The organism is Vibrio gazogenes (assembly GCF_023920225.1).
GTDB lineage: Bacteria > Pseudomonadota > Gammaproteobacteria > Enterobacterales > Vibrionaceae > Vibrio > Vibrio gazogenes.
In genome coordinates, this window is record NZ_CP092587.1 from 2,696,562 (window position 1) to 2,711,030 (window position 14,469).

Sequence of the window (14,469 nt, forward strand, 5' to 3'; positions counted from 1 at the left end):
CGCTCATGAGCCATATTCAAGAATTACTGCAAACGCAAAGTGCGCTCCTCATCATGTGGGGAGCGCTGCTGATTCATCTGATACTGCCTTTACCAAGAGCTGCTCATCCGGCTCTGCTGTGGCACAAATTTGCAGAAATTCTGGCAGACAAGGTGAATACACAGGGCAGCTATGCACAGCGGACACTGTCCGGCACATTAGCCACATTTTTGATGCTCATTCCGGCTCTGATGGTGCTGGTCGCACTGGAACCATTGGTCTGGCAACCGGAGCTCTATCACCTGTTGTTATTGATTCTGGCCCTCGACTGGCGAGGGTTAACGACCTTGAGTAAGCCGCTGTTTCAGGCGCTGGCGGTACAGGATAAACCCCAAGCCCGCCAGTTACTCGCAGAGCGGCTGAATCGTCAGACAGATACGTTGTCAGTGGTTGGATTAGGCAAAGCAAGTGCTGAGTTACTGATTGTCGGTCAAGCCCGTCAGGTCATCACTGTTCTGTTCTGGTATGGCTTACTGGGCGGTATCGGGGCATTCATGTATCGTCTGATTGTTGAACTGAGCCGAGTCTGGTCACCATCTGTGCCGGCCAACTATCCTTTTGGTCTGGCAGCCAGTCGTCTCAACGTTTGGTGTGAATGGATCCCGTCCCATCTCTTTGCACTGCTACTCATGATGGGGCAAAGTCTGTCGTCGACTTGGACTCAGACTCGCCAGCAAAGTTGTACCTGGCCATCCCGAACTGCTGGCTGGCTCTTATGTTCAGTCGGACATAAACTCAACCTTTCACTCGGCGGACCAGCCATTTATGAGGGGAAAAAGAGTGTCCGGGCAAAACTCGGTGGTCGGGTTGTCCCTTCGGTCTTACATCTGTCCCAGATTCAGCGCCTCCTCAATCAACGCACTTATATCTGGATCGGTGTCGAAAGTCTGCTGATATTGATTGCGACACAACTGCTCTAAATGATAATAGCCCAGTTCATAAAAACGCGTTCGTAAACCCTCTCAATCACAAGGTTGCCATATGTTGATTCACCGACTTCATTTATTCACGTTGCTGCTTTGTATCTCGGGGAGCACCACGGCAACGACATCGGTTCAGCGCATTATTACCCTTGCACCTCATGCCACCGAACTCGCCTATGCTGCCGGTCTCGGTAACAAAATCGTTGCCGTAAGTGATTACAGCGACTACCCACCTCAAGTAAAAAACTTACCGAAAGTTGCGAACTACAAGGGCATCAAAATTGAAAAAATTCTCAGCCTCAAACCAGATTTGGTGATCATCTGGCCGGATGGCAATCCGCCCCGGGAACTACAGAAATTGAAACAGATGGGAATCCGAACTTACCCCTCTCAAATTCATCGACTGGCCGATATTGCAGATAACATCGAGGCGCTCAGCCAATATGCAGACAATCCTCAAATCGGACGTAAAAATGCGCAGCAATTTCGCCAGAAGCTGGCGGCTCTAAAACAGCGGTATCAACATGTCCGCAAGGTTCGCTTCTTCTACCAGCTCAGTGAAAAACCGATTATCACCATCGCGCAAGATCACTGGCCCAGTGAAGTGTTTGAGTTTTGTGGCGGAAAGAATGTATTTGAAAATAGTCCGGCCCCCTACCCACAAGTGAGCCGAGAGCAAGTATTACTGGCACAACCTGATGTCATTTTCAATTCCCGTCATGCGGTTGAAAATATGGATATGTGGGCAGACTGGTCGCGCATTCCAGCCGTTCGCTTACATCATATCTGGACGCTCAATTCAGACTGGCTCAATCGCCCCACCCCCAGAACCATTCGGGCGATTGAAGAGATCTGTAGTTATCTCGATGAGGCTAGAAAAAATCCCTCCGACTTGAACCACTGAAAAGTTGGGTTATAAAACAGTCGGGTTATAAAACTATCGGTTAATACCATTTTCCCGTACAATGCGCCCTGTTTTTCCCCTATGCTCAAATAATATTGTGGAACCCCTCAGCGTATGTTTCTTTATCTGATTGATTTATTCGGAACAATCGTATTTGCCATTTCCGGCGTGCTGTTAGCTGGCCGGTTAAAAATGGATCCATTCGGTGTTGTTGTCCTTGCCAGTGTGACCGCAATTGGCGGTGGAACGATGCGCGATATTGCTTTGGGAGCCACCCCTGTATTCTGGATTACCGATACCACCTACCTTTGGGTTATTCTTGCCACCAGCTTCCTGACGATGCTAATCATCCGTCGCCCTAAGCGCCTCTCTTGGTGGGTGCTGCCGGTCTGCGACGCGATTGGGCTATCTGTATTTGTGGGGATTGGCGTCGATAAGTCATTGCTTTATCAGGAGTCGTCGCTGGTCGCAATTATTATGGGTGTGCTGACTGGATGTGGCGGAGGTATCATTCGAGATATTCTTGCTCGGGAAATACCAATGGTGCTGCGCAGTGAAGTGTATGCGACCGCCTGTATCGTCGGCGGTATTTTCCATACCACGGCACTGCAAATGGGCTACGACCACAAGACGGCATTCTTATCCGGGTTCCTCTCTACTCTGATTATTCGTCTTGGCGCAATCCGTTGGCATTTATCACTGCCGGTTTTTGCGATTAATCGATAATATTATTCATAATAAATTGATAGCGTTTTTGTAATGAATCGATGGTGTTTTGGTAATAAATTAATCGTGTTAGCACCCACCCATCGTGTTTCTGTCTGTTACGCATAATTTTTCCCGATCAAACATTCCTGTATCGCAATCAGAGACAGCTTTCGCTAAAGTAAGCGCATGCTCTCTTTGATTGATGTTTGAAAACTATGTTGCTTGAAGGTATAGAAACGCTCTTAATTCTCAGCAAAGAAAAAACTATGAGCCGGACCGGCAGCGTACTGTATATCAGTCAATCTGCCGTCAGTAAGCGCATCGCCAATTTAGAAAACCGACTGGGGAAAAAACTGGTGGCTCCCGATGGTCGACATATCAAACTCACTGCGGATGCCCAGGCATTAATCGAACGTGTTGGTCCGAGCTTTCACGAATTAAGCGGATTAATCTTTGAACAACAGGCGCTGGAAGACCATACCCTGATCCGGTTTGATTGTTCAGAAACACTGGTCGCGGGCTTACTCAGCCATGTGATGGGGGAATATTTCCGTCGTGACCACAATATTACCATCACCACGAACCACACCCCCAGAATCGTCGAACATGTCCAGTCAGGCAAAGCCACACTTGGACTTTGTGCCGGTTATCTGCCCGGTAATCATGGTCTGCAAACATTTCATCTCTACAATGAACCGTTTTTTATTGTCAATCAGACACCGTTACAGCAACTCCCCCAACAAATTATCACCAATGATCTGTCTAATAGTGCCAATACTTATCAGGCTTCTGTGCTGGATCATCTCGCGATTACACCCATCATGGAAATGGATTCATACACAGCCGCAGCACAACTGGCATTAAAGGGAGTTGCACCCGCCTTGATCCCACTTTCTGTCTTACACATCCTGTCGATTTCTCCCCGTTTCTGTTTCAGCTTTGACGAACTTCAGCCGTTATTCCGACCGATTCATCTCTGTTTGAGGACAATGACCTACCGCTCCCCACGGATCAGAACACTGATAGCAGCCATTGTTGATGCTGTTCCCAAAGTAACTTCAGAGCCATCGATAAAGACATAAGAATCACCAAGGGACGAATCCATTTTTGACCTTTATTCATGACGATACGAGCACCGACTCTCGCACCGATAAATTGCCCGACAGCCATGACCAATCCAATTTTCCATATCGGTAGTCCTGCCGCCAGAAAGAAAATCAGCGCTGCAATATTCGATGTAAAATTCAGCACTTTCGCACGCGCTGTCGCTTCAATAATCGATAATCGGCCAATAACGACAAAACAAACGGCAAAGATCGCGCCGGTCCCCGGACCAAAGAAGCCGTCATAGAACCCGATACTTGTTCCGACCAACAAAGCAAATAATCCATCGGATAAAACCGCTTGTTTATTCGTCTCAGCTTTGGCTTGAGGAGCCAGTAAAAAATACAACGAAATCGCAATCAATAAACCGGGGATCAGGCTGGTCAATAAGTCAGCATCAAGAATCTGTACTAATTCAGCACCAATGGCGGCACCGGTAAAGGTACACACGATGGCTAACCACATTTGCCGGAGCGAAACCAAACCATGACGAACGAAGTAAAATGTAGAAGAAAAGCTACCGAACGAACTTTGCAGTTTATTGGTTGCAATCGCTTGTGCAGGAGATATACCGGTTGCCATTAACACCGGGAGTGTGATCAAGCCACCACCACCGGCAATCGCATCAATGCATCCAGCCAATGACGCCGCCACAAAAAGCAACGCCAGAATATCGATTGAAATTTCCATATTATTCCTTAAGCGATTAGATAAGGTTCAAAATTACCATTTAAAAATAAACAGATATAGTGAAAACACGGACAGCGTCCTATTCCATATATTCATCATTACGTTTGATGCACAGATAAATATGTCGCGATCAAAAAACCCGGGAAAATCCCGGGTTTTAATCACACTCAATAATGGACGCGTGATGGATTAAGCATTTCGGACTTGCTCATGCATTTCTTGTACAGAAATGACTAAAGCTTTCGGGTCAGCGGTATGCCCCATTGCAGTCGCAAATGCAGCATTCAGGGTTGTTGCATAATTCACTTTCTCTACCAACGCACCGCGGCGGAGAACCTTTGAATCTTCAATGGCCTGACGCCCAGAAGCGGTATTGATAATGTAGGTATATTCATTGTTCTTGATCCGATCAAGAATATGAGGTCGACCTTCATGAACCTTGTTTACCAAACGAGGATTAATCCCGGCTTCACCAAGAACCACAGCCGTACCATGTGTCGCATCCAGCTGATAACCTAATTGAATCAACTTCTCTGCCAAAGCAACCGCACGCTGCTTATCACTTTCGCGAACCGAAATCAGCGCTCGTCCACCTTCAGGGTAAACACAGCCACATGCTAACTCCGCTTTTGCAAAAGCTTCGGCAAATGTACGCCCGACACCCATCACTTCTCCGGTTGAACGCATCTCAGGGCCAAGTAATGGATCAACACCCGGGAACTTGTTAAATGGCAATACAACTTCTTTCACCGAGTAATACGGTGGAATGATTTCTTGGGTAAAGCCTTGCTGCTCCAGACTCTGTCCGGCCATCACCCGCGCAGCAATTTTTGCCAATGGCGCACCGGTTGCTTTAGACACAAACGGTACTGTCCGCGCAGCACGTGGGTTCACCTCGATGAGATAAACTTCGTTGTTTTTGACCGCAAACTGCGTATTCATCAGTCCACGTACACCCAGTTCAAACGCCAGCTTTTCAACCTGCTCACGCATCACATTCTGGATATCCTGACTCAATGTATAGGCTGGCAGTGAACATGCTGAGTCACCGGAGTGAACCCCGGCCTGTTCAATATGTTCCATGATGCCACCGATAACGACACGTTCACCATCGCAAATCGCGTCAATATCGACTTCAACTGCATCATCAAGGAAATGATCCAGCAAGACAGGAGACTCATTAGAGACACTGACCGCTTCATTGAAATAACGACGCAAATCTGCTTCATCATAAACAATTTCCATCGCACGGCCACCGAGAACATAAGATGGACGAACAACCAGTGGGTAACCAATTTCTTTGGCTTTATCGACGGCCAGCTCAAGGGCTGTAACCGTCGCATTTTCCGGTTGCTTGAGACCTAAACGCTCAACGGCGTGTTGGAAACGCTCCCGGTCTTCAGCACGGTCAATCGCATCCGGACTGGTACCGATAATCGGCACACCGGCCGCTTCTAATGCACGAGCCAGTTTCAGCGGTGTTTGACCACCATACTGAACAATGACGCCTGTAGGTTTCTCAACACGAGCAATCGCTAACACATCTTCTAGAGTCACCGGCTCAAAGTAGAGACGATCCGAGGTATCGTAGTCGGTTGAAACCGTTTCAGGGTTACAGTTAACCATGATGGTTTCATATCCGTCTTCCCGTAATGCCAATGAGGCATGAACACAGCAGTAGTCGAATTCAATACCTTGACCAATACGGTTCGGACCACCGCCCAAGACCATAATTTTCTTGTTATCCGTAGGATAAGCTTCACACTCTTCATCATATGAGGAGTACATATAAGCAGTTGAAGAAGCAAATTCCGCGGCACACGTATCGACACGCTTATAAACCGGATGGATGTCGAACTGATCGCGCAAGCGACGGATTTCATGTTCAGAAACCCCAACCAATGTCGATAAACGCGCATCGGCAAAGCCTTTACGCTTCATACGGCGGAGTACATCTTGGGTCAATCCGGCAAAGCCACTGGTTTTAATCTCGGCTTCCAGCAAAATTAACTCTTCAATCTGCACCAAGAACCAACGATCAATACCTGTCAGGTTAAAGATTGCGTCAACAGACATACCGGCACGGAAAGCATCACCGATATACCAGATCCGCTCTGCACCGGCTTCTTTCAGTTCATGACGAATCTTCGTCAGTGCTTCCGGAGATGCCAGATCAACCATTTCATCCAAGCCATCGGCACCAACTTCAAGCCCCCGCAGTGCTTTTTGCAAAGACTCTTGTTGGTTACGCCCGATTGCCATCACTTCACCAACAGATTTCATCTGAGTGGTAAGCTTCGCATTGGCACCAGCAAATTTTTCAAAGTTAAAGCGTGGAATTTTGGTGACAACATAGTCGATCGTCGGTTCGAACGATGCAGGTGTCGCCCCTCCGGTAATATCATTCATCAATTCATCAAGCGTGAAACCAACCGCAAGCTTCGCAGCAATCTTCGCAATCGGGAAACCCGTCGCTTTCGATGCCAGTGCTGAAGAACGAGAAACCCGTGGGTTCATTTCAATGATCACCATCCGGCCATCTTCAGGATTGATACCGAATTGCACATTCGACCCACCGGTTTCAACACCAATTTCACGTAATACCGCTAAAGAGGCATTTCTCATCAGCTGGTATTCTTTATCTGTGAGTGTCTGCGCCGGAGCAACCGTAATTGAATCTCCGGTATGAATCCCCATCGGATCAAAGTTTTCAATTGAACAGACGATGATACAGTTGTCGCTCTTATCCCGAACCACTTCCATTTCATACTCTTTCCAGCCAATCAGCGACTCATCAATCAGGAGCTCATTGGTTGGAGAAAGATCGAGTCCACGGTGACAGATTTCTTCGAACTCTTCTTTGTTATAAGCGATACCACCACCGGTGCCGCCCATCGTAAACGAAGGACGGATAATACATGGAAAGCCGACTTTCTCGAGAACTTGATACGCTTCGTCCATGCTCTTTGCCGTATCGGCCCGGGGGCATTCCAGACCAATCGATTTCATCGCGGCATCGAAACGAGAACGGTCTTCCGCTTTATCAATCGCATCGGCAGTAGCGCCGATCATTTCAACACCGAACTCGGCCAGAACCCCTTGACGATCCAGCTCAAGCGCACAGTTCAATGCAGTCTGACCGCCCATTGTCGGCAGAACAGCATCGGGACGTTCTTTTTCAATAATTTTACGGACAACTTCCCACTGGATCGGCTCGATATAGGTTGCATCAGCCATCTCAGGATCGGTCATAATCGTTGCCGGATTCGAGTTGACCAGAATAACCCGATAACCTTCTTCTCTCAGAGCCTTACATGCTTGTGCTCCGGAGTAGTCAAACTCACAGGCTTGGCCGATTACAATCGGGCCTGCACCTAAGATTAGAATACTTTGTATGTCACTACGTTTTGGCATCGTCTACTCGCTCCGAATTAAGCACGGTTTTGTTGGATAAGTTCAATAAAGTGATCAAATAGAGGCGCTGCATCATGTGGCCCGGGGCTCGCTTCGGGATGCCCCTGGAAACTAAACGCTGGTTTATCAGTACGATGAATGCCCTGAAGGGAACCGTCAAATAATGATTTGTGGGTCGCTTTCAGCGTTGCCGGCAAACTGGTTTCATCCGCAGCAAAGCCGTGGTTTTGCGAGGTAATCATTACGACATCCCGCTCGATATCTTTGACCGGATGGTTCGCACCATGATGACCGAACTTCATTTTGATCGTTTTTGCACCGGATGCCAGTGCGAGGATTTGATGACCCAAACAGATACCAAACAGTGGAATCTCTTTTTCCAAAAAGGTTTGCGTCGCTTCAATGGCGTATGTACAAGGTTCCGGATCCCCTGGCCCATTCGACAGGAAAATACCATCAGGATTCATTGCTAAAACCGTTTCCGCTGGAGTTTCTGCCGGAACCACGGTCAGACGGCATCCGCGGTCAACCAACATCCGCAGAATATTTCTCTTGGCGCCAAAATCGTATGCAACGATATGATAAGGAAGCTCACTTTGATTTTTAGCCTGAGGGAATCCACTTGCCAAAGACCAAGATCCTTGAGTCCACTCATAAGCTTCTTTGGTCGTCACGACTTTTGCCAAATCCATGCCTTTCAGGCCGGGAAACTCTTTCGCTTTTGCTAAAGCAAGTGACTCATCCAAATTATCACCGGCCATAATACAACCGCTTTGAGCACCTTTTTCACGCAGGATCCGAGTCAATTTTCGTGTGTCGATGTCCGCGATACCAACGATATTTCGGCCCTTCAAATACTCAGATAGGGTTTGCTCACTTCTGAAGTTCGACGCAATCAATGGCAAATCACGAATGATGAGTCCTTGGGCATGAATGTCTGAGGATTCTTCATCTTCTGAGTTGGTGCCTGTATTACCAATGTGGGGATAAGTCAGTGTGACAATTTGTTGAGAGTAGGAAGGATCAGTGAGGATTTCTTGGTACCCCGTCATCGAGGTATTAAAAACGACTTCACCAACGGAGACGCCATCTGCGCCAATGGACAGTCCGTGGAACACTGTCCCATCTTCTAGGACTAACAGTGCTGACTTGCTCAAGACAACCTCCAGAATAAAAATGCAAAAAATTTAGATTAAACTGCAAATTTGCCTTCCTTAGTCACTATAGGTTAGAACCATAGTGTATTTCGGACAAATTAGACGCATTTTATAGATATGTGTGATTTGTGTCAATATTCAAAATTTATCAAATATGTTTTTTTACCGTGTTATATAAAAAAACAAAATGAACAGAGTAAAAAGACACATTAAATATGCATTATCAAATGCTAAAAGGGAGACATAAGTCAAAAAAAGGGAGAATGTGGAAAAATGAATCACAAAAAAATTAAAAAACTAACGCAATCGATAACGGAAGCAGCAAAAGATAACTTTTCTTACCTTTAATACAAATAAAACCTCATCTCTTTTATTATATAAAATAAAAAAGGCCCTCGCGCGGCTGATGATGGGGCACATGTAAGATTTATAATTTGAGAAAAATCGAATGCGCCGGAGACATCCAGCGCATAATTATGTATTTAAAGTTGATTAAGAGAAAGGACATCCGTCATCGTATAAAAGCCAGCAGGTTTATCTGATAACCAGATCGCAGCTTTCACAGCGCCATTGGCAAAAGTCATCCGGTCAGAAGCTTTATGTGAAATTTCAACACGCTCCCCCAGATCAGCAAACATCGCGGTGTGTTCACCAACAATATCTCCGGCCCGAATCGTCGCAAAGCCAATTTCTTCCCGGCTCCTTTCACCCGTAATTCCTTCTCTGGCATAGACGGCAACATCTTTCAGTTCATTACCCATTGCATGAGCAATTGCTTCTCCCATCCCTAAAGCAGTCCCGGACGGTGCATCGACTTTGTGACGATGGTGAGCTTCAATGATTTCGATATCACAATAACTGCCCATCACCTTGGCGGCTTTTTCCAAGAGTTTGAATACCAAATTCACACCAACACTATAATTAGGCGCCATGACAACGGGAATATCTTGTGCAGCCTGATGAATTTGGGCAATTTCAGAGTCAGAAAATCCAGTTGTACCAATGACAATACTTTTGCCATAATTTTTACATAACGCGATATTTGCCAAGGTGCTCACGGGTGACGTGAAATCAATAATAACGTCGAATTGATCAATTGCACTTTCCAGATTATCAACCAATGTGACACCAAAGTGTCCCTCACCACATAACTCTCCGATATCAACACCTACCAATGATGATTCCGGACGTTCAGAACCCACTCCTACAGTTGCGGCATCATGATGATGTGTAGCTTTGACGAGATTACGCCCCATGCGACCAGCAGCACCTGCTATTGCAATTTTAACCATTGCTAACTTCTCCATTCTGATCAGATACGAATCGAAAAATTCCATCCGTATTTCATATAACGATTTATTTTTCTAAACTACCAACATTCAATCCATGTGGCTAGGCTTGTTCACGCTTCATAACCGAATATCACGACATTGACGCCAGCTCGGCTCAACGGGAAAAGTCATGAATGAGTTGTTCAACGATAGGTAAATTCGCTTCCGGAAATTGATAGTCAACCAACGCAGCAATAGAAACCCATTGCCCTTCCTGACCTTCTCTGCCATAAGGCGTGCCGGTAAAATCCGTCACCGAAATAAAATCAAACACCAGTGATTTATCCGGATAATCATGAGTCAGATGCTGATATGGATGTTGCACAACAACGTCAATGCCGATTTCTTCGTCTAACTCACGGTGAATCGCTGCTTCAATCGACTCCCCGCTCTCAACTTTGCCGCCGGGAAACTCCCAGAATCCACCTTTATGTAGATGAGCAGGCCGTTTCGTAATATAAACTTGTGATTGCTCCTGATTGAAAATGATCGCAGCAACAATATGTGTTCTTTTCATACTTTCCTCTGACACGCAATTATCCATCGAGTCTAACGATAATTGCCCGGCAAAAAAAGAGCCGCTTTATCAGCGGCTCTCAGATCATGTTGAATTTTTATGCAATACGTCCGTGGCACTGCTTGTATTTTTTGCCGCTACCACATGGACAAGGCTCATTACGTCCAACTTTTTTCTCTTCACGAACCAGTGGCTGATGGCCTTCATGTGATTCGTCGCCTTGTAAGGAATCGCTAGCTGCGTGTTGTGCTTGCGCATGACGAGCCGCCTCTTCAACCTGTGCTTGACGACGTGCTTCCATCTCATCAACTTCTTCAGGTTGTTGCACCCGAACTTTTGACAGAATTGTAATCACATCAGATTTCAGAGAGTCCAGCAGACCTTCAAACAGTTCAAACGACTCGCGTTTATATTCCTGCTTAGGGTTCTTTTGCGCATATCCACGTAAATGAATCCCCTGTCGTAGATGATCCATCGCTGCCAAATGTTCTTTCCATAATGTATCCAGCGTTTGTAGCATGACGGATTTTTCGAAATTACGCAGTACTTCTACGCCAACTAATGTTTCTTTCTCTCGGTAGACTTTGACCGCTTCGGCAATGATACGCTCACGAAGTACTTCTTCATACAGCTTATCATCTTCATCCAGCCATTCCTGAATCGGCAAGTTCAGATCAAAATCGAGCTTCAGACGATTGTGTAATCCCTCAATATCCCACATGTCTTCCAGAGACTGCGGTGGAATGTATTCATCAATGACAGCAGTGAAAACATCGAAACGGTTCTGCTCGAGCATTTCCTGAATGTCTTCCGCTTCCATCAACTCATCACGAAGCTCATAGACGACCTTACGCTGATCATTGGCAACATCATCATATTCCAGCAACTGTTTACGGATATCGAAGTTGCGTCCTTCAACCTTACGTTGTGCTTTTTCTATAGAGCGAGACAGCAGTTTACTTTCAATCGCTTCGCCTTCATCCATCCCACTTTGAATCAGGCCAGCCATTCGATCCGAAGTAAAGATTCTCAGTAGTGCATCTTCCATTGAAAGATAGAAACGCGATGAACCCGCATCCCCTTGACGGCCAGAACGGCCTCTCAACTGGTTATCGATCCGGCGAGATTCATGTCGCTCGGTACCGATAATATGCAAACCACCGGCTTCAAGTACCTGTTCATGTACTTTTTGCCATTCCGCTTTGATTTGATCAATCTGTTCTTGAGTCGGATTATCCAGAGCATCAACTTTTGACTGCCAACTCCCACCTAAAACGATATCCGTCCCACGACCGGCCATATTGGTTGCAATCGTAACAGAACCAGGCTTACCCGCTTCAGCAACAATTTCAGCCTCTTTTTCGTGAAACTTAGCATTCAATACATTGTGTTTTACTTTGGCCTTTTTCAGCGCCTGAGACAGAAGCTCGGATTTCTCAATTGAAATCGTCCCGACTAGGATGGGCTGCCCTTTTTGTACCCGCTCTTTAATATCTTCAATGATCGCTGCGAATTTTTCGGTTTCAGTCCGATAAACCACGTCCGCCATATCATCACGAATCATCGGTTTATTGGTTGGGATGACCACCGTCTCCAAACCATAAATAGTCTGGAATTCGAATGCTTCTGTATCGGCAGTCCCGGTCATACCTGACAGTTTTTCATAGAGACGGAAGTAGTTCTGGAAGGTGATCGAAGCTAGTGTCTGATTCTCATTTTGGATTTTCACCCCTTCTTTGGCTTCAACGGCCTGATGCAAACCATCAGACCAGCGACGACCGGGCATTGTCCGTCCTGTATGTTCATCGACGATGATCACTTCACCTTCGTTTGAAACGATGTAATCGACATCTTTCTCAAACAAAACATGTGCTCTAAGCGCTGCATTCACATGATGGAGCAAGCTGATATTCGCCGGAGAGTATAGGGTATCCCCTTCATTCATCAGGCCATTTTTCACCAACAGTTCCTCGACATATTCTTGCCCGGTTTCTGTCAGGTAGACCTGTTTCACTTTTTCATCAACGGTGTAGTGCTCATCGCCTCGATACTCTTCCGAATCTTCTTTTTCTTGCCTTTTCAGCGAAGGAATCAAGGTATTAATGCGAGTGTACAACTCAGAACTGTCTTCAGCAGGACCGGAAATAATCAATGGCGTTCTGGCTTCATCAATCAGAATAGAGTCCACCTCATCGACTATCGCGAAAAAGCGAGCTCTCTGAACGCGATCTTCTTTACGAAACGCCATATTATCGCGCAAATAGTCGAAGCCGAACTCATTGTTTGTCCCATAAATAATATCGGCCAGATAGGCTTCTTGCTTCTCTTGAGGCATCATTCCGGGGACATTGACACCAACGGTCATACCCAAAAACTCAAACAGCGCCCGGTTGGTTTCAGCATCCCGTTTGGCAAGATAATCGTTCACGGTAACGACATGGACACCATGTCCTGGTAAAGCGTTCAGGTAAGCAGCTAGAGTCGCTGTCAGAGTTTTCCCTTCACCGGTACGCATCTCGGCGATTTGCCCGCCATTAAGCACCATCCCACCAATCAACTGAACATCAAAATGGCGCATACCGAACACGCGTTTCGATGCTTCGCGCACCGTCGCAAACGCTTCAGGAAGGAGTTGATCGAGTGTTTCTCCCTGAGCTAAGCGCTCCCGAAATTCAATCGTTTTCGCTTTTAAATCTTCATCAGAGAACGCTTCATAAGCAGGTTCATAATTATTGATTTCTTTAACAATTTTTCTCAGGCGTCGCAATGTTCTGTCATTGCGGCTACCAATAACCTTAGTCAGTAGCTTAGTTATCATTTTTATCCGAATCTCTCTGTGCTTAGATCATTTGAGATCTATTCTTGTTCCATCAGTCTCTACCAGTCATCAACTAAGTGTACTGAGATAAATCATGTCTATCCGATATTGAGGCTTATCGATGGTTTTTCAAGACAATTCTTTTAAGAAGGACATAGTGTAAGGAATTTTTAGTCTGATCACCAATATCACCAACGATTTGTTTGATTGCAATACTTAAAATCATTCATCAAACGAAGAAAGAAACACCGGACACGCCATTAACGAGTGATTTGAGATAGAATAGAACAGCGAAAGTGATGCAAACTGGATCCCATAATGAGAAACCACCGCCCGACTGCGACGAATGAATTAATCAGCCATTCAAAGCTGAAAGAAATTCAGAAACATGCTGAGTCAATCAATCAGCTCAGTCAGATTATTTTACCACTGCTGCCAAAGGGCTCTCAGCCTTATGTCCGTGTGGCAAATCTTCGCCGCAGTCATTTAGTGCTGGAAGTGGCGAGTGCGGCAATCAAGATGAAAGTAGACTATGAGCGCTTACAAATCCTGAGCCATTTGCGCAATCAGGGATTTGCTCACCTGATCAGTCTCGAAGTAGTGATCAACCCATCAATTTATCGAATCAAATCATCTTCAGATGAAGAGAAAGCGCCTAAAAATCCACGAATAATTTCTTCTCAAACGGCAGATCTACTCAAATGCATTGCGGATCATGCTTCACCGAAAGTGAAAAAAAGACTAGAAAATATTGCCTGTCTTGCCAACAAGAAAAACGAGTAAGTCAGCCACTCTCGCGTATAAACAATCGCCTAATGCAAAAAAACCAGACACGAAGTCTGGTTTTTTACGAAAAAGATTGAT

The 14,469-nt window shown here is 45.9% G+C and carries 11 protein-coding genes; 5 read left to right on the forward strand and 6 right to left on the reverse strand.

Going from position 1 to position 14,469, the window contains the following annotated elements; all coding sequences use genetic code 11:
- Nucleotides 1-5: 5 nt before the first annotated feature.
- From MKS89_RS11990 to MKS89_RS12005, 4 genes are all read left to right on the forward strand, one after another.
- The gene (locus MKS89_RS11990; protein WP_072956043.1) at nucleotides 6-959 is read left to right on the forward strand and encodes a cobalamin biosynthesis family protein; all 954 of its coding nucleotides are present in this window, start codon (nucleotides 6-8) and stop codon (nucleotides 957-959) included.
- A gap of 61 nt (nucleotides 960-1,020) precedes the next feature.
- The gene (btuF, locus tag MKS89_RS11995) at nucleotides 1,021-1,866 is read left to right on the forward strand and encodes a vitamin B12 ABC transporter substrate-binding protein BtuF (RefSeq protein ID WP_072956040.1); all 846 of its coding nucleotides are present in this window, start codon (nucleotides 1,021-1,023) and stop codon (nucleotides 1,864-1,866) included.
- 114 nt (nucleotides 1,867-1,980) lie between these two features.
- Nucleotides 1,981-2,592, forward strand: a complete 612-nt coding sequence (locus tag MKS89_RS12000; protein WP_072956037.1) for a TRIC cation channel family protein — start codon at nucleotides 1,981-1,983, stop codon at nucleotides 2,590-2,592.
- A 197-nt stretch (nucleotides 2,593-2,789) separates the two neighbouring features.
- Nucleotides 2,790-3,656, forward strand: coding sequence for a LysR family transcriptional regulator (locus MKS89_RS12005; RefSeq protein ID WP_072956034.1), 867 nt, complete (start codon nucleotides 2,790-2,792; stop codon nucleotides 3,654-3,656).
- On the opposite strand, the gene MKS89_RS12010 is transcribed toward MKS89_RS12005, so the two are convergent.
- The 6 genes from MKS89_RS12010 to secA form a co-directional block, all read right to left on the reverse strand.
- Entirely contained in the window at nucleotides 3,586-4,368 is a 783-nt protein-coding gene (locus tag MKS89_RS12010) for a TSUP family transporter (RefSeq protein WP_072956032.1), read from the reverse strand. The genes MKS89_RS12005 and MKS89_RS12010 overlap by 71 nt on opposite strands.
- Before the next feature lie 189 nt (nucleotides 4,369-4,557).
- A complete protein-coding gene (gene carB / locus MKS89_RS12015; protein ID WP_072956029.1) occupies nucleotides 4,558-7,782 on the reverse strand; it encodes a carbamoyl-phosphate synthase large subunit in 3,225 nt (1,074 codons plus the stop codon).
- Nucleotides 7,783-7,799: 17 nt separating this feature from the next.
- Entirely contained in the window at nucleotides 7,800-8,939 is a 1,140-nt protein-coding gene (carA, locus tag MKS89_RS12020) for a glutamine-hydrolyzing carbamoyl-phosphate synthase small subunit (RefSeq protein WP_072956027.1), read from the reverse strand.
- 482 nt (nucleotides 8,940-9,421) lie between these two features.
- Nucleotides 9,422-10,231, reverse strand: a complete 810-nt coding sequence (gene dapB, locus MKS89_RS12025; protein WP_072956460.1) for a 4-hydroxy-tetrahydrodipicolinate reductase — start codon at nucleotides 10,229-10,231, stop codon at nucleotides 9,422-9,424.
- 154 nt (nucleotides 10,232-10,385) lie between these two features.
- Nucleotides 10,386-10,787 (reverse strand): 8-oxo-dGTP diphosphatase MutT, encoded by a 402-nt coding sequence (gene mutT, locus MKS89_RS12030; protein ID WP_072956024.1) that lies wholly within the window; start codon nucleotides 10,785-10,787, stop codon nucleotides 10,386-10,388.
- Between the two features lie 97 nt (nucleotides 10,788-10,884).
- Nucleotides 10,885-13,605, reverse strand: coding sequence for a preprotein translocase subunit SecA (gene secA, locus MKS89_RS12035; protein ID WP_072956021.1), 2,721 nt, complete (start codon nucleotides 13,603-13,605; stop codon nucleotides 10,885-10,887).
- Nucleotides 13,606-13,923: 318 nt separating this feature from the next.
- Between secA and MKS89_RS12040 the strand changes: the two genes are divergently transcribed.
- Nucleotides 13,924-14,388, forward strand: a complete 465-nt coding sequence (locus MKS89_RS12040) for a DUF721 domain-containing protein (protein WP_072956019.1) — start codon at nucleotides 13,924-13,926, stop codon at nucleotides 14,386-14,388.
- Nucleotides 14,389-14,469: the final 81 nt, after the last annotated feature.